Annotated in this window: 14 protein-coding genes; 9 read left to right on the plus strand and 5 right to left on the minus strand. The window is 64.0% G+C overall.

All coding sequences use genetic code 11. The features are described 5' to 3' along the window. Nucleotides 1-128: 128 nt before the first annotated feature. From ACEN9P_RS18555 to ntrC, 9 genes are all read left to right on the plus strand, one after another. A complete protein-coding gene (locus tag ACEN9P_RS18555; protein WP_495620096.1) occupies nucleotides 129-1142 on the plus strand; it encodes a YVTN family beta-propeller repeat protein in 1014 nt (337 codons plus the stop codon). Then, nucleotides 1108-1968, plus strand: a complete 861-nt coding sequence (locus ACEN9P_RS18560; RefSeq protein WP_495620097.1) for a polysaccharide deacetylase family protein — start codon at nucleotides 1108-1110, stop codon at nucleotides 1966-1968. Before ACEN9P_RS18555 ends, ACEN9P_RS18560 begins: the two co-directional genes overlap by 35 nt. 5 nt (nucleotides 1969-1973) lie before the next feature. Then, a complete protein-coding gene (locus tag ACEN9P_RS18565; protein WP_495620098.1) occupies nucleotides 1974-2936 on the plus strand; it encodes a sterol desaturase family protein in 963 nt (320 codons plus the stop codon). Nucleotides 2937-2979: 43 nt separating this feature from the next. Next, on the plus strand, nucleotides 2980-3909 hold the full coding sequence (locus tag ACEN9P_RS18570) for an EI24 domain-containing protein (RefSeq protein WP_495620099.1): 930 nt from the start codon (nucleotides 2980-2982) through the stop codon (nucleotides 3907-3909). Between the two features lie 12 nt (nucleotides 3910-3921). Continuing rightward, the gene (locus ACEN9P_RS18575; protein WP_495620100.1) at nucleotides 3922-4746 is read left to right on the plus strand and encodes a competence/damage-inducible protein A; all 825 of its coding nucleotides are present in this window, start codon (nucleotides 3922-3924) and stop codon (nucleotides 4744-4746) included. Between the two features lie 227 nt (nucleotides 4747-4973). Beyond that, nucleotides 4974-6389: a type I glutamate--ammonia ligase gene (gene glnA, locus ACEN9P_RS18580; protein ID WP_007869429.1), complete on the plus strand. Its 1416-nt coding sequence runs from the start codon at nucleotides 4974-4976 to the stop codon at nucleotides 6387-6389. 169 nt (nucleotides 6390-6558) lie between these two features. After that, nucleotides 6559-7086 (plus strand): hypothetical protein, encoded by a 528-nt coding sequence (locus ACEN9P_RS18585; RefSeq protein ID WP_477660808.1) that lies wholly within the window; start codon nucleotides 6559-6561, stop codon nucleotides 7084-7086. A 27-nt stretch (nucleotides 7087-7113) separates the two neighbouring features. After that, nucleotides 7114-8220 carry a nitrogen regulation protein NR(II) gene (glnL, locus tag ACEN9P_RS18590; RefSeq protein WP_074575549.1) on the plus strand — a complete coding sequence of 369 codons (1107 nt, stop codon included), beginning with the start codon at nucleotides 7114-7116 and terminating at the stop codon, nucleotides 8218-8220. A 93-nt stretch (nucleotides 8221-8313) separates the two neighbouring features. Continuing rightward, nucleotides 8314-9825: a nitrogen regulation protein NR(I) gene (gene ntrC, locus ACEN9P_RS18595; protein WP_477660809.1), complete on the plus strand. Its 1512-nt coding sequence runs from the start codon at nucleotides 8314-8316 to the stop codon at nucleotides 9823-9825. Nucleotides 9826-10182: 357 nt separating this feature from the next. On the opposite strand, the gene xth is transcribed toward ntrC, so the two are convergent. The 5 genes from xth to ACEN9P_RS18620 are packed head-to-tail and all read right to left on the minus strand — an operon-like array spanning nucleotide 10183 to nucleotide 16022. After that, complete coding sequence (xth, locus tag ACEN9P_RS18600) at nucleotides 10183-10959, minus strand: exodeoxyribonuclease III (protein ID WP_495620101.1); 777 nt, start codon at nucleotides 10957-10959, stop codon at nucleotides 10183-10185. Between the two features lie 43 nt (nucleotides 10960-11002). After that, complete coding sequence (locus ACEN9P_RS18605; RefSeq protein WP_477660811.1) at nucleotides 11003-11596, minus strand: DUF4337 domain-containing protein; 594 nt, start codon at nucleotides 11594-11596, stop codon at nucleotides 11003-11005. 38 nt (nucleotides 11597-11634) lie between these two features. Then, entirely contained in the window at nucleotides 11635-12120 is a 486-nt protein-coding gene (locus ACEN9P_RS18610; RefSeq protein WP_477660812.1) for a dihydrofolate reductase, read from the minus strand. Nucleotides 12121-12134: 14 nt separating this feature from the next. Next, complete coding sequence (locus ACEN9P_RS18615; protein WP_477660813.1) at nucleotides 12135-12971, minus strand: thymidylate synthase; 837 nt, start codon at nucleotides 12969-12971, stop codon at nucleotides 12135-12137. 42 nt (nucleotides 12972-13013) lie between these two features. Beyond that, nucleotides 13014-16022, minus strand: a complete 3009-nt coding sequence (locus ACEN9P_RS18620) for a hypothetical protein (protein ID WP_477660814.1) — start codon at nucleotides 16020-16022, stop codon at nucleotides 13014-13016. Nucleotides 16023-16053 lie beyond the last annotated feature (31 nt).

Here is a 16053-nt window from a genome sequence, read left to right on the forward strand (position 1 = left end):
CCGCATCGTAAGGGATGGCGGCGATTCGGGAATGCCGGGTATTTAGCCACGCCGAGGCGGGCCTTTTAGGATGGGAACCTCGCCGGCGCCCGGTACACTAACCGGTTGCACCTAGAAAGACCGTTTTTGTGAATGTTCCCGCCCGTTTTGCAGCCGCCTGGCTGTGCGCCCTTGCCGCCCTGACGAGTTTCCCTGCCGCCGCCCAGACCGCGGCGCCGCCGGCGGCTTCCGGGATCACCACACCCGTCTTTGTGCTCAACTCGCTGGACGACAGCGTCAGCGTGATCAACCCGGCCACCTGGACCGAGACCCGGCGCATCGCCACCGGCAAGCAGCCGCACCACCTTTACCTCACGCCCGACGAAAAATCGGTGATCGTGGCCAATGCGCTGTCGGATTCGTTGACCTTTATCGACCCGAAAACCGCCGAAGTGCAGCGCACGGTGCGCGGCATCCTGGACCCCTACCAGCTGCGTTTTTCGCCTGACATGAAATGGTTCGTCACGGCGGCCAACCGCCTGAACCACATCGACATTTACAAATGGGACGGCAAGGACATCACGCTGGCCAAGCGCGTGCCCACCGGCAAGACGCCCAGCCATTTGTGGATAGACAGCAAAAGCACCACGATTTATTCGACGATGCAGGACAGCGACGAGCTGATCGCCATCGACCTGGCGACGCAGGCCGTCAAATGGCGCACCAAGACCGGCTCCATCCCGGCCGACGTCTACGGCACGGCCGACGACAAATTCATGCTGGTCGGTTTGACGGGCGGCGACGCGGTCGAGGTCTATGACGTGAGCGGTGCCCAGCCGCAGCGCACCAAATCCATCAAGACCGGCGCCGGTGCCCATGCCTTTCGGGCCTTCGGCGACAAGCGCCACATATTGGTCAGCAACCGCGTGGCCAACACCATCAGCCGTATCGACCTGCAAACCCTGGAAGTGGTCGACAGCTATCCCGCGCCGGGCGGCCCCGATTGCATCGACGTGAGCCGCGACGGCAAGCAGATCCTGGTGACTTCGCGCTGGGCGCGCAAGCTCACCGTGATCGATGTGGCGACCCGCAAGGTGGTGCGCCAGGTCAATGTTGGAAAGAGCCCGCATGGCGTCTGGACGCTTGATCACTCACCAAGGTAGGCCGGCCCTGGCGGCCGCGCTGCTTGCCGCTGCCCTGGCGGCGGTCGGCATGCAGCCCGCCCAGGCGGCCGCGCCCTGCAAACCCGTCTACCTGACGCTGGACACCGGCCACATGGCCGTCGCGCCGATGATGGCCGAGGTGCTGAACAAACACCAGGTCAAGGTCACGTTTTTTGCCGCCAACGAGCGCACGCAGACCGGCGACGGCAGCCTGGGCGCGGAGTGGGCTCCGTGGTGGAAGGCGCGGGCCGCCGAAGGCCATGAGTTCGCTTCCCACACCTGGGACCATGTGTACTGGCGCGGCGACCTGCCGGTGGCGGGCGCTGAGCCGCCCCGCTTCAAGATGCGGCCCTCGGCGGGCCCGTCGGAAGGCAAGGATTTGAACTGGACGGCCGCGCAGTACTGCGAGGAAATCGGCAAGTCGGCCAAACGCCTGGAAGCCGTCACCGGCAAAAAAACGCTGCCGCTTTTCAGGGCGCCGGGCGGCAAGACCTCGCCCGCGCTGCTGGCCGCCGCCAAGTCCTGCGGCTACGAGCATGTGGGCTGGTCGCCCGCGGGTTTTCTGGGCGACGAACTGGCCAGCGAAAAATACCCCAACGACTTTTTGCTGAAGAAAGCGCTGCGCGACGTGCGCTCCGGCGACATCCTGCTGGCGCACCTGGGCATCTGGTCGCGCAAGGACCCGTGGGCGCCCAAGGTGCTGGAGCCCTTGATCACCGGCCTGCAGTCGCGCGGCTTTTGTTTCAAGACCTTGCGCGAGCATCCCCAGTACAAGGACTGGATTGAGGCGCAGTCCGGCCCGGCCCCGGCCAAGCCTGCAAAATAAACCGCATGGACGGGTTCAGCGATCTTTTTTCGGCGGCGCAGCAGTGGCTGTTCGAGGCCGCCGTGCAGCCGGCCATGTTCGCGCTGGGTATGGGCAACGTGCTGGAAGACGGCTACGACGCCACCGCCTGGTTCATGGTGGGCGTGATCCAGGTGCTGATCCTGCTGGCCCTTGTCGGCCCGCTGCAGCGCTGGCGGCCGGTGGAGCCGGTCACTGACCGCGCCACCATACGCACCGACGTGCTGTACACGCTGATCCACCGGCTGGGCTTGTTCCGTATCGCGTTGTTCTTCACGCTGGACCCCTGGTTCGACGAAGCCTTCGGTGCGCTGCGCACGGCCGGCTACGGCACCTTCCACCTCGACCAGCTTTGGCCCGGCGTGACCGACCACGCGGTGGTCAGCCTGCTGATTTACCTGGTGGTGTTCGACTTCGTGGCTTACTGGACGCACCGCGGCCAGCACCAGGTCGAGTGGTGGTGGCGCCTGCATTCGCTGCACCATGCGCAGCGCCAGATGACCATGTGGAGCGACAACCGCAACCACCTGCTCGACGACATCCTGGTCGACTCCATCGTGGTGGTGGTGGCCCAGCTCATAGGCGTGCCGCCCGGCCAGTTCATCGCCATCGTGGCCTTCACCCAGCTCAGCGAAAGCTTCCAGCATGCCAATGTGCGCATCTGGTTCGGCCGCATCGGCGAGCGCCTGTGGGTGAGCCCGCGCTTTCACCGGCTGCACCACAGCATAGGCATAGGGCATGAGACCGTGAAGGCCCAGCGCACCGTCCTGGGCGGGCATAACTTCGGCGTGCTGCTGCCGTGGTGGGACGTGCTGTTCGGTACCGCCAATTTTGAGCAGCGTTACGACCCCACGGGTGTTCGCGACCAGGTCGAGGCCAACCGCGATTACGGCAAGGGTTTCTGGTCGCAGCAGTGGATGGGCCTGAAGCGCCTTTTCGGTAAAGCCTGAGCCTGCAATCTGCCCGACGCCTAGTCGGGGTATCCTTGCTTTTATGAGCAAACTTCTTGATGCTTTCTGGCGTGCCGCGATGTACTGCCTGCATCCGCGGGTCATTGCGCTGTCGATCCTGCCGCTGGTGATCATGGGCGTGCTTTCCCTGGCCTTGGCCCACTTCTTCTGGGACAGTGCGGCTGAAGCCATCCGCGTGCAACTCGGAAGTTTCGAGCTGGTGGGCATCATGACTCGCTGGCTGGAGGGCTTGGGCTTGAGCCAAATGCAGACCGTGCTGCCAAAGGTGCTGCTGCTGCTGTTGATTATTCCCGTCATCATCATTGTCTCGCTGCTGTTTGTGGCCATGCTGATGACGCCGGCCATGGTGTCGCTGGTGGCCGCGCGGCGCTTTCCGCAGCTCGAGCGCAAACTGGGCGGCTCCATGCTGGCCAGCCTGTTCTGGTCGCTGGGCTCGACACTGCTGGCGGTGGTTGCGCTGGTCGTGTCGATTCCGCTGTGGCTGATCCCGCCCCTGATCCTGGTGCTGCCGCCGCTGATCTGGGGCTGGCTGACCTACCGCGTGATGTCCTACGACGCCATGGTCGACCATGCGAGCAGCGAGGAGCGGCGGCAGATTTTCAAGGAACACCGCATGCCGCTGCTGGCCATAGGCGTGCTCAGCGGCTACCTGGGCGCCGCGCCCAGCCTGATCTGGGCTTCCGGCGCCATGTTCGTCGCCATGGCGCCCATCCTGGTGCCGGTGGCCATCTGGATCTACACCCTGGTGTTCGCCTTTTCCTCGCTCTGGTTTGCCCACTACACCTTGGCCGCGCTGGAGCAGCTTCGCAAACGAAACAATGCGCTGGCTCCCGACCCGCTGGTGCAGGCCGAGGTCGCAACAACGGCAGCTGAGCTGGCGCCCGAGGCCCTGCCCGGGCCGGCGCCCCGCTTCGGCTCGCTGGGCGGAAAGCCCGATTTACCCCTGCCTTGAACCCTTTACAACATGACCCCTCACTTCGGCCTGATCATCGTCGGCGATGAAATCCTCTCGGGCAAACGCGCCGACAAACACCTGCCCAAAACCATAGAGCTGCTGGGCGCGCGAGGCCTGCAACTGGCCTATGCGGACTATGTGGGTGACGACCCGGCGCGCATCACCGCCACGCTGGCGCGCGCTTTCGCGGCGGCCCGCGAAAGCGGCGACGTGGTGTTTTCCTGCGGCGGCATAGGCGCCACGCCCGACGACCACACCCGGCAGTGCGCGGCGAAGGCGCTGGGGGCCGAACTGGCCCTGCATTCCACGGCCAAAACCCTGATCCTCGAGCGCATGGCCGACGTGGCCAAAGAGCAGGGCACGCCCTATGAACCCGATCGCGACGACAACATCCATCGCCTGAACATGGGGGTGTTTCCGGTCGGCGCGGAGATCATTCCCAACCCCTACAACAAGATCCCCGGCTTTACCTGCCGCGCGGGGCAGGGGGCGGTCCACTTCGTGCCCGGGTTTCCGGTCATGGCCTGGCCGATGATCGAATGGGCGCTCGACACGCTGTATGCCCACCTGCACCAAAAGTCGCCTTACACCGAAAAATCGGTGATCATTTTTGGGTCCATGGAAGCCATGCTCACGCCGCTGATGCTCGCCATTGAGGCGGCGCATGCCGGCGTCAAAGTCTTCAGCCTGCCCAGCGTGGACCACCCCGAATACGGCCGCCATATCGAGCTGGGCGTCAAAGGCGCACCAGAAGCCGTCAACCTGGCCTACCCGGCCATGCTGGCCGGGCTGCACAAATTCGACCTCAAATTCGGCCCTGAATTGGTGCGCTGAGTTTTTGCACTAAATCAGTGCATTTATGATGATGCACTTAAATGGTGCTGGTGTTACCAGGCAGTGTTTTTTCTCTTTTCGGCTTCTGCGGGGCTGGAACCGAGGCCAGATGACGGCACAATCCGAGGCTTGGCAGGAAAGCGAACGGCCAATGGCTTTGGCACAAAAAGTGCATTCAATAGCCCGAAGACAATTTTTCAACCACCCATCCAGCACAGGAGATTTTGATGGCAAAGACCGTCGCAGACGTCATGAAAATGGTCAAGGAAAACGAAGTCAAGTTCGTTGACTTCCGTTTCACCGACACCCGGGGCAAAGAGCAGCACGTGACCGTGCCCGTGTCCCATTTTGACGAAGACAAATTCACGTCGGGCCACGCTTTCGACGGATCGTCCATCGCCGGTTGGAAGGGCATCGAGGCTTCGGACATGCAGCTCATGCCCGACCCGAACACCGCCAACATCGACCCCTTCTTCGAAGAAACCACGCTGTTCCTGCAGTGCGTCGTGGTCGAGCCCAGCGACGGCAAGGCCTATGACCGCGACCCGCGCTCCATCGCGCAGCGCGCCGAAGCCTACCTCAAGGCCTCCGGCCTGGGCGACACCGCCTACTTCGGTCCCGAACCCGAATTCTTCATCTTCGACGGCGTGCGCTGGAGCAACGAGCCCGGCAACGTCATGTTCGCCATCGACGAGTACGAAGCACCCTGGAACAGCGGCAAGCAGCTCGAAGGCGGCAACCGCGGCCACCGTCCCACCGTCAAGGGCGGCTACTTCCCCGTGCCCCCGGTCGACAGCACGCAGGACATGCGCGCCGAGATGGCCCTGATCCTCGAATCGCTGGGCATCCCGGTCGAAGTGTTCCACCACGAAGTGGCGGGCGCAGGCCAGAACGAAATCGGCACCAAGTTCAGCACGCTGGTCCAGCGCGCCGACTGGACGCAGGTCCTGAAGTACGTGGTCTGGAACGTGGCCAACGCCTACGGCAAGACCGCCACCTTCATGCCCAAGCCCTACGCCGGCGACAACGGCTCGGGCATGCACGTGCACCAGTCGATCTGGAAAGACGGCAAGAACCTGTTCGCCGGCGACGGCTACGCAGGCCTGTCCGACTTCGCGCTGCACTACATCGGCGGCATCATCAAGCACGCCCGCGCCCTGAACGCCATCACCAACCCCGGCACCAACAGCTACAAGCGCCTGGTGCCCGGCTTCGAAGCCCCGGTGAAGCTGGCTTACAGCTCGCGCAACCGCTCGGCCTCGATCCGCATTCCGTTCGTGGCGAACCCCAAGGGCCGCCGCATCGAGGCGCGTTTCCCCGATCCATCGGCCAACCCTTACCTGGCCTTCTCGGCCCTGATGATGGCCGGCCTGGACGGCGTGGAAAACAAGATCCATCCGGGCGAAGCCGCCACCAAGGACCTGTACCACCTGCCGCCGGAAGAGGACGCAAAAGTCCCAACCGTCTGCCACAGCCTGGACCAGGCGCTGGACTACCTGGACAAGGACCGCGGTTTCCTGACCAAGGGCGGTGTGTTCACCGACTCCATGCTCGACGCCTACATCGAGCTGAAGATGGGCGAAGTCACGCGTTTCCGCATGGCACCGCACCCGGTCGAGTACGACATGTACTACTCGCTGTAAGCAGCCAAGCCGCCTACTGTTTTTATTTACAGTCTGTGGCCAAAAAAGGACGGCATATGCCGTCCTTTTTTATTGCCCCCGGCACTTGTGGGTGTGCTGGCTTTGTGTTTTCCCCCCTTTGCCGCATACTGATAGACCGTCCTTGCCCTACCGGCATTGGGAGTTCTCCATGAAAAACACCTTTTTGCTTTCTGCCTTGTCCCTGCTGCTGGCCGGCGCGGGGAACCTCGCATGGGCGCAGCAGGTTTACCGCTGCGCCGGTGTCGGGGGCTCCACACCTGAATACATCAACAACGCCAAAGAGGCGCAGACGCGCAGCTGCAAGCTGGTCTCGGGCGGCAATGTCACGGTCGTGGCAAGCACGCCGGTGAGCACCACGCCCAAGCCCGCGGTCCGCGTGGCGGCTGCGGGCGGACCTCGCACCGATGGCAGTCCCGAGCAGCGTGCCCGCGACAGCGATTCGCGGGCCATCCTGGAAGCCGAGCTCAAGAAAGCCGAAGCCAAACTGGCCGAGCAGCAAAAAGAGTACAACAACGGCGAGCCCGAGAAGCAGGGCATTGAGGGCCGCAACTACCAGCGCTACCTGGACCGCGTGGCCGAACTCAAGGACAGCATTGCCCGTAACCAGAGCGACATTGCCGGCCTCAAGCGCGAGATATCCCGGCTCCCTTCGACCGCCGCTCCCGCCCTTAATTAAGCGCGCAAGGCCGGCTTCTGGGTGAAAATGGATGGCTTGAACAAGCCATCCATCCGCACCCCATCCTCCTCGGCCCCGGTTTCGGGGCTGCCCCGTTTCCAGGCTTTCGACCTGCTGGCCACGCTGGTGGCCGTCGTACGCACCGACGGCACCGTGGTGTTCGCCAATGCCGCGCTCGAAGACGCGCTGGGCACTTCCCGGCGAACCATCGAGGGCTCGCAGCTGCCCGACTGTTTCACCGAGCCGCTGATCCTGCAAAACGCGCTCGAAGGCGCCGGCAGCAATGAATTCGCCGCCCTGCGCTACGACGCCTGGCTAAGGCGCCTGAACCATGAGCCGCTGCCGGTCCACGTGGTGGTGGCGCAGACCGACACCCCGGGCGAGGCCATCGTGGAGCTGCTGCCGCTGGAGCAGCAGGCCAAGCAGGAGCGGGAAGAGCGCCTGATCGACCAGGCGCAGGCCAACAAGGAGCTGATACGCAACCTGGCCCATGAAATCAAGAACCCGCTGGGCGGGATTCGCGGCGCGGCCCAGCTGCTGCAGATGGAGATCGGCAAGGACCTGACCGAATACACCCAGGTCATCATCCATGAGGCGGACCGGCTGCAGACCCTGGTCGACCGCCTGCTGGCGCCGCACCGCCGCCCGCACTTGGTGGGCGACGTGAATATCCACGAGGTGTGTGAGCGCGTGCGCTCGCTGATTCTGGCGGAGTTTCCCAAAGGCCTGAAGGTCACGCGGGATTACGACATCTCCATCCCCGACTTCCGCGGCGACCGCGAGCAGCTGATCCAGGCGGTGCTGAACATCGCCCACAACGCCGCGCAGGCGCTCGCCGAGCTCATCGCGGCGGGCAAGGCGCAGATCACTTTCAGGACCAGAATCGCCAGGCAGGTAACTTTTGGCAAGCAGCGCTATCGCTTGGCACTGGAATTGCATGTTATCGACAATGGACCGGGCGTGCCGGACTCCATCAAAGACCGCATCTTCTATCCCCTGGTCTCGGGGCGCGAGGGCGGTTCGGGGCTGGGGCTGACATTGGCGCAAACCTTTGTGCAGCAACACCACGGTTTGATCGAGTGCGACAGTGTGCCGGGCCGTACGGATTTCAAGCTGCTCATACCGCTTCCTTGAAATCCGTCCGCCGTGATTGATACATAACGCGATCGGCGCGGAGGCTCCCCAGAAGGGCCACGCGCTGAAAGCACGACAAAAGGGACTGCATACATGAAACCGATCTGGATCGTTGATGATGACCAGTCCATCCGGTTTGTTCTGGAAAAGGCCCTGCTTCGCGAGGACCTTCCTACGCGCAGTTTCACCAGCCCCCGCGAAGTGCTTGCCGCGCTGGAGAACGCAACCGAAGAAGACGGCCCGCAAATCCTGGTGAGCGACATCCGCATGCCGGGCGGCTCCGGCCTGGACTTGCTGGAGAAGGTCAAGGAAAAGCTGCCCGGCCTGCCGGTCATCATCATGACGGCGTTTTCTGACCTGGACAGCGCGGTCTCGGCCTTCCAGGGCGGGGCCTTTGAATACCTGCCCAAGCCGTTTGACCTGCCCAAGGCGGTCGAGCTGATTCGCCGCGCGGTGGAGGAAAGCCAGCGCGAGGAGGTGGCCGAGGAGCGCATGGCCTCCGCGCCCGAAATGCTGGGCCAGGCGCCGGCCATGCAGGACGTGTTCCGCGCCATCGGGCGCCTGAGCCAGAGCATGGTGACGGTGATGATCACCGGCGAGTCGGGCTCGGGCAAAGAGCTGGTGGCGCGCGCGCTGCACAAACATTCGCCGCGCGCCAGCGGGCCTTTTGTCGCGATCAACACCGCGGCGATCCCGAAGGATCTGCTCGAGAGCGAACTTTTCGGCCATGAGCGCGGCGCCTTCACCGGTGCGCAGACCATGCGGCGCGGCCGCTTCGAGCAGGCCGAGGGCGGCACGCTGTTCCTCGATGAAATCGGCGACATGCCTTTTGACCTGCAGACGCGCCTGCTGCGCGTGCTCAGCGACGGCCATTTCTACCGCGTCGGCGGGCACAACGCCGTCAAGGCCAATGTGCGCGTCATCGCCGCCACCCACCAGGACCTGGAGCAGCGCGTCAAGGAAGGCGGTTTCCGCGAGGACTTGTTCCACCGCCTCAACGTGATCCGTTTGCGCCTGCCCGCGCTGCGCGAGCGGCGCGAAGACGTCTTCATGCTGACGCGCCACTTCCTGCAGCAAAGCGCCAAGCAGCTGGGCGTCGAGCCCAAGCGGATTTCCGACACCGCCTTGCAGCTGCTGAGCAATTTCGGTTTTCCCGGCAACGTGCGCCAGCTCGAGAACATCTGCCACTGGCTGACCGTCATGGCGCCGGCCCAGGTGATAGAGCCCAAGGACCTGCCGCCCGAAGTGCTGGGCATGATTCCCGAGCCGGGAAAATCCCCCGCCCCGGCTGAAAAATTGGATCCTGTCCGCACCGAATGGGCGGCAAGCAGCGACAAGGCTTTGCCGGGGCCCGCGCCCGAAGCGGTTTTACCGGCTGTGGCCGGCGTGGGGCAGAACTGGGAAAGCGGCCTTGAAGCCGAGGCCCTGGCCCTGCTGGCCACCGGGCGCAGCGATGTCTGGGACGTGCTCACGCGCCGCTTCGAATCCAAGCTGATCCAGACCGCGCTGGCCAATACCCGCGGGCGCCGCATCGAGGCCGCCCAGAAACTGGGCATAGGCCGCAATACCATCACGCGGAAGATTCAGGAGCTCCACCTGGAGTAGATGGCCCCCACGGTCGCTCACTGCGTGTAGCTCCCTGCCCCCCGAGGGGGCCGCCCGCCTGCGGCCCGGCAAAGCCGGTTCCACGGCTCATGCTGGCTTGAAGATTCAGGGCGTATGCAGAGGGGGTATTTCACCAGTGGGTGCCGCGGAACCGGCTTTGCCGGGCCGCAGGCACCGTCCCCTGCAAGGGGAAAAGGGCTACACGAAGTGAGCCCGATAGGGGTGTGCCAATTTTTCGGCTTCGCCGGCCCCAGGCGCCGCCCCCTTGAGGGGGGAACAAGCTACACGCAGTGAGCTTGGACAGGGGTGTGCCAATTTTTGGGGGAACAGGCTACACGAAGTGAGCCTGGACGGGGGTCAGCCGATTTCCACGGTCACCGGCGCATGGTCGCTCGGCTTTTCCCATTTGCGCGGCACGCGGTCTATGGTGCAGCCCAGGACCTGCGGCTTGAGCGCCTCGCTGACCAGGATGTGGTCTATGCGCAGGCCCCGGTTCTTCTGGTAGCCCAGCATGCGGTAGTCCCACCATGAATAGCTTTTGGGCGCCTGCTCGAACATGCGAAAGCTGTCGGTCAGGCCCAGCGCCAGCAGCTGGCGGAAGTGCTCGCGCTCTTCCCTGGTGTGGTGGATGGTGTCCCTGAGTCCTTCCGGGTCGTAGGAGTCCTGGTCTTCCGGCGCGATGTTGAAGTCGCCCAGCAGCACCAGTTGCGGGTGGGCCGCCATCTCGGCGCGCACATAGGCTTGCAGGCCGTCCAGCCAGCGCATCTTGTAGGCGAACTTTTCGCTGCCGGGCTCCTGGCCGTTGACGAAGTAGCCGTTCAGCACGCGGATGGGCCCCGCGGGGCCGTCCACCGTGGCGGCGATGACCCGCGAATGTTCGTCTTCAAAGCCGACGATGTTTTTCACCACCTCGCGCAGCGGCGTGCGCGACAGGATGGCCACGCCGTTATAGGTCTTCTGGCCGAAGGCGGCGGCTTCGTAACCCGCGGCCTTGAGCGCCTCCAGCGGGAACTTGTCGTCCGTCATCTTGAGTTCCTGCAGGCACAGCACGTCGACGGGATTGGCGGCCAGCCAGTCCAGCACGTGCTGCAGGCGAGCGGTGAGTGAGTTGACGTTCCAGGTTGAGATCTTCATGGTTTCATGCTCCAGCCCCGGAAAAGTGGGGGAATGCCCGCGGTCAGATATGCAGTACGGCCAGCACACCCACCACCAGGCCCACGCCGGCCACGGCGAACATGCCGTATTCCAGCCATTTTTTGCGTGTCAGCAGCGCGATGGCCGCCAGGGCAATCGCCACCTGCAGCACCGTGGTGGCCTGGGCCCAGCGGTGGTGCTGGTGGATTTGCTCGTCCGAGGACTTGTCCCAGACGGCGGATTCGGCTTCGAGCTTCTCGGCGATCACCTTGATCTCGTTCTTTTCTTTTTCGTAGCGGTCCACCTTGCCCTGGTAGCCGGCTTTTTTGTCTTCGGGCGCCAGGTCGCGGGCCAGCTCGGCCAGCGACTGCTTGGTGCTCTTGGCCTGGAAGTAATTCCACTGGTTGGAGGCCTCGGTCTTCTTGATGGCCGCGTTGTTTTTGTAGAGGCCCGCATTGGCCTGCGTGGCGCCGCCCATGTAGGCAAAGATGGCGCCTATGGTCGCGATGATGGCGGTGATCACCGCGATCTGCGCGATCATGCCGCCGCCGTTTTCATGGCCGCCGTGGCCGCCCTGGGCCGCGTGCTCAAGCTCATGGTCGTGGGGTCCGTGCACGTGAAATCCGCCTCCTGACATATCAATTCCCTCTCGTGTTGTTGTGGGTTGTGGGTGGTTTATTTTTCGTAGGTGATAAAGCTGAACTTCATCCCCGTGGCCGATACATGGTCCTCGCGCGCCGTCTGGCGCCATTCGGGGCCCAGCGTCGGCGCGAAGGCGTCGCCCTCGATATTCTCCGCAATCTCCGTGACTTCGATGCGGTGTGCCAGCGGCATCGCCTGCGCGTAAATTTGCGCGCCGCCCAGGATCCACACCTCTTCGGAAGCCGCGCACAGCGCCAGCGCATCGGGCAGGCTTGCCGCGGTCTCGGCGCCGGCGTCCTTCCAGCCGGCCTGGCGCGTGATGACGATGTTGGCCCGGCCCGGCAGGGGGCGGAATTTGGGCGGCAGCGAATCCCAGGTCTTGCGGCCCATGATGACCGGCCAGCCGGTGGTCAGGCGCTTGAGGCGCGCCATGTCTTCCGGCAGGCGCCAGGGGATGGTGTTGTCGCGGCCTATCACGCCGTTGGCGGCGCGGGCGAAGATCATGTGGATGCGTGTCATGCCTGGATCCCGAGCTAAACAGCCACCGGCGCTTTGATCGCCTCGTGGTGCTGATAGTCCAGGAACTCGAAGTCTTCAAACTGGTAGTCGAAGATCGATTCGGGCTTGCGCTTGATCTGCAGCGTCGGGTAGGGGAAGGGCTGGCGGCTCAGCTGCAGCGCGACCTGCTCATGGTGGTTGCTGTAGATGTGGCAGTCGCCGCCGGTCCAGATGAAGTCGCCCACGCCCAGGTCGCACTGCTGCGCCACCATGTGGGTCAGCAGGGCGTAGCTGGCGATGTTGAAGGGCACGCCCAGGAAGATGTCGGCGCTGCGCTGGTAGAGCTGGCAGCTCAGCTTGCCGGGCTGGCCCTGCACCTCGGAGGGCGCCACGTAGAACTGGAAAAACGCGTGGCAGGGCATCAGCGCCATCTTGGACAGGTCGGCCACATTCCAGGCGCTCACGATGATGCGGCGCGAATCGGGGTTGGTCTTGAGCGTCTTGATGACTTCGCTGATCTGGTCGATGTGGCCGCCGTCGGGTGTGGGCCAGCTGCGCCACTGCACGCCGTAGACCGGGCCCAGGTCGCCGTCAGGCCGCGCCCATTCGTCCCAGATGGTGACGCCGCGTTCCTTGAGCCAGTTGTTGTCGCTGGAGCCCTGCAAAAACCACAGCAGCTCGTGGACGATGGATTTCAGGTGCACCTTCTTGGTGGTCACCAGCGGAAAGCCCTCGTTCAGGTCAAAGCGCATCTGGTGGCCGAACACGCTTTTGGTGCCGGTGCCGGTGCGGTCGGCCTTGAAGACGCCGTGCGTGTCCACATGGCGCATGAAATCTTCGTATTGGGAGCGTATGGGGCGGGAGACGATCATGGGGAGTCCGGTGAGGCGTTACGGCGATTTTATTCGCTGCGCTCAGGGTCGGCCGCGCAGAGGCCAGTCCACTAGCAGTTCGCCCTTCAAGGCTTCATGGAAAGCGATCGCCAAGTTTATCAGCGTGCCGGTGTCGCCGCGGTCTAAAATGCCGGCGGTTTCTGTCGCGCGTCGCCGCAGATCGACCATCAGCAAGTTCTCTGCGGCGCGCGCTTGTTCCACTTGCCCTGCCTCACGCAGCCAATACGCGCATGCGCCGTACGGTTGGGGATCAAGCGGAAATGTCACCGGCCGCGGAGCGCGCATAGCTCGCGATGCTTCGTCGAACAATGCGGTGCTTCCGGCGTCACTTAAAGCGGTAGCGGCACTGCCTGCATCGCACAAGGCGCGTGCGCGCCAGGCAGAAGCTTCCAGGGACCTCGCCAGCGTCGTCAATTGCGCCAGCGCATCGGGGGCCCAAGGTGCGGCACGATGGGACCGCACCAGATGTGCAGCGTGCCCCAGCAGGGCGCGCCGCTCGGCACTTGTGGCTGCCGTCAGGAAGTATTGCTCCAGCAGCAGAAAGTCGGCAGCGGCAAGCTGTGTCACAGCCGACTTTTCTGCGGCGATATCGCCGATAGCGCGATCCAGTTCCGCCAGCGCCGCGAAACGAGCCGGGGATGGTCGCAGCGTTTTGATCTTCTGCAGCGCTTCTGTCGCGTTGCCCGCCCGAGCGTCGTGAAGCGCGATCTCCAGTTCAATCGCATCTATGTCGTTCGCCGATTGTGCTGGCCATGAGACCGCGAACGGCGCGCTGAGGATGGATAACGTTGCCTGAGCTTCCTCGGGGCTGCCGCACTGCGCGTAGCTCACCGCCAACTCGCCCAGCAGGTGATAGTGGGCGTTGCGTTCTATCGGAGCCAACTTGCCGGCGAGAGCTTGTACGAGTGTGGATCGTCCCAGTCCGAAAACGAAAAGTGCGTCCGTACACGCGTTGCGATTGGCATGCACACGGCCCAAGGCCATCAATGCCTCGGCTCTCGAGGTGCTTCGATCCAGACCGGTTGCCGTTCTCAACGCATCACGACTCGCTGTGGCAATGGCCTCGGTGCGGCCGCGCGCGACGGCGATTTCGAGTAGGGCCGTGGCCAGAGCAGCTGCAGGAGCTCCGTCGATGCCGCGTATGGCATCCAGGCTTGCCTGTGCTTGTTCCGGCTTTCCTTGGCGCGCTAGCCCGCCAGCGTAGGCAATTTTCGCCGATGTGGACAGTCCTGCAACGCTTCCGTCCTCAAGCAACTGAAGCTGACGGGCTTCGATCACCTTCAGCACTACCTCCTGCCGGGCTTTGCCCGGGAAGCCCCAGCACATGTCACCGCGGCAGACGGGCTCGGCGTCCGCGAGGCGCAGGGCCTCGCGCACGAGGGTGATCGCTCCCGCCGTGTCGTCACACTGCGCAAGACGGACACCGGCATCCGCCGCCGTGGAGAAGGTCAAAACCGTGGCGTCGCCCTCTCGCAACCGTTGTGCGCTTTCACGAGCCGCCGCGCACGCTGCAGCAGCAGGCTTTGCGTTGGGGCCAGCGCCAATGCGCACTATGGCGTCGTCGTAACTCCGTTTGCGTGCTGCAAACTCAAATTCCATTTCATCAGGCTGCTGCGTGAGGGGCGTGGTAGCCGTTGCGGGTGCGACCTGGGCGTGTCGACGCTGCTCGCCCGCCAAGGCGCGCGCTGGCGCAGAGGCGCCAGCACGCGCATACGCCAGGGCGACCGGCAGCAGTAGCGCCTCGGCGTGGCGCGCGTTACGTGCAAGCAATTGCAGACGGATGCGGTTGGCGTGTTCCACAAAGCCGTTTTCTGCCAGAACCTGGGCGGCCGATACCGTGCCGCGCAACAGATTCTCGCTTCGATACCCGGCTGGCGTTCCCCCGGCCTGCCATACGGCTTGCTCCGCAGATTGGAGCGCATCGGCTTCGCGACCCGACTGGCGTGCCGCGGCAGCGTTCAAGGCGGCCCACGGCGCCAGGTAGGGGTTGGGTTCCGAATAGTTTCCGGCAGTCGAACGCAGGTCTGCGAGGGCTTCCGATGCCCAATGGGGTTGCTTCATCGCGAGCGATGCGACCGCTAGTCCCACCAAGAAGGTGCCGCGATTCGAGTCTGCTTCGCGCGCCCGTTCCATCGCGAAGTCGAGCAAGCATTCGGCACTGGGCGATTCCAGGCAGCGCAGGTACGTCGTGCGCCGACTTGCGACGCGATCGGGGCCAGGACTAGACGGCACTGACGGAAAGGCGAAGCGAGAGTCGGTGGAGGCAAGCGACATCGCCTGAGAGATCCAGGGACATTGCAACACTTCACGCGTGTACGCGGGTACTGGTTCAGGCGCGGGTACTCCGTTCGCCTTGCGCACATAGAGTTCCCAGAATGGCTGGTATTCGAACGGTACGTTGACGAGTTCCGCAGTCGTTTGGGGGCGATTGGGATCCCGGACAGTGCCCTGCGGCCCCGGCGCAGTCCACGTACGAACGGCAGTGGCGGGATCAAGCAATCTCCAATGCTGGCCGAAGATGGTGTTGCCCCCGAACTCCACGCGTTGCCTGCCGGTCGTGGCCACGGTGAAGACCTCACGGAACTGTACAAACTGCTGCCACTGCTCCGTCTGCCGGTCTCGCGTCACGCGGTGACCTCCAGAGGGTTGAGTTTCGTGGCGGTAGTCGCTGTTCGTGTGGTCGGCTACGCCTGCCAGCTTTCCCGTGGCGTCGTAGTAGCTGTGGAAGCCCACGGCGAAACCGAAGCAGTGGTACTCGGTGAACAGCTTCTGGCCACGCGGCCCGAAAGCCTGCACCTCGCCGTGCTTGCGCAGGCTCCCTATGTTGTAGTGTTTTCCATAGGTCACCTCCGCGTGCAGTTTCCCTGTCTTCCGGTGGCGGGACTGCACGCGAATCTCGTCCTTTGACACCGCTACGCCTTCGTAGCGGAAGCTGGCCGATTCACACGAGAACGACGGTTCGCGGCTCTGCAGCAGGTGAGCCGCCAGCGCGCGGTGCACGGGCAGCGTGTCGGCAGCAAGGTGTTTCACGTCAGGCGCCGGTGTATCGATGCATTCACGT

The organism is Polaromonas sp. Polasp52, from assembly GCF_059491565.1.

Coding starts and splice junctions, on each gene's coding strand:
- ACEN9P_RS18560 (WP_495620097.1), top strand. CDS start 1,108: ATGGCGTCTGGACGCTTGATCACTCACCAAGGTAGGCCGGCCCTGGCG.
- ntrC (WP_477660809.1), top strand. CDS start 8,314: ATGAAACCGATCTGGATCGTTGATGATGACCAGTCCATCCGGTTTGTT.
- ACEN9P_RS18615 (WP_477660813.1), bottom strand. CDS start 12,971: ATGATCGTCTCCCGCCCCATACGCTCCCAATACGAAGATTTCATGCGC.
- xth (WP_495620101.1), bottom strand. CDS start 10,959: ATGAAGATCTCAACCTGGAACGTCAACTCACTCACCGCTCGCCTGCAG.
- ACEN9P_RS18575 (WP_495620100.1), top strand. CDS start 3,922: ATGACCCCTCACTTCGGCCTGATCATCGTCGGCGATGAAATCCTCTCG.
- ACEN9P_RS18570 (WP_495620099.1), top strand. CDS start 2,980: ATGAGCAAACTTCTTGATGCTTTCTGGCGTGCCGCGATGTACTGCCTG.
- ACEN9P_RS18565 (WP_495620098.1), top strand. CDS start 1,974: ATGGACGGGTTCAGCGATCTTTTTTCGGCGGCGCAGCAGTGGCTGTTC.
- glnA (WP_007869429.1), top strand. CDS start 4,974: ATGGCAAAGACCGTCGCAGACGTCATGAAAATGGTCAAGGAAAACGAA.
- ACEN9P_RS18605 (WP_477660811.1), bottom strand. CDS start 11,596: ATGTCAGGAGGCGGATTTCACGTGCACGGACCCCACGACCATGAGCTT.
- ACEN9P_RS18610 (WP_477660812.1), bottom strand. CDS start 12,120: ATGACACGCATCCACATGATCTTCGCCCGCGCCGCCAACGGCGTGATA.
- ACEN9P_RS18585 (WP_477660808.1), top strand. CDS start 6,559: ATGAAAAACACCTTTTTGCTTTCTGCCTTGTCCCTGCTGCTGGCCGGC.
- glnL (WP_074575549.1), top strand. CDS start 7,114: ATGGATGGCTTGAACAAGCCATCCATCCGCACCCCATCCTCCTCGGCC.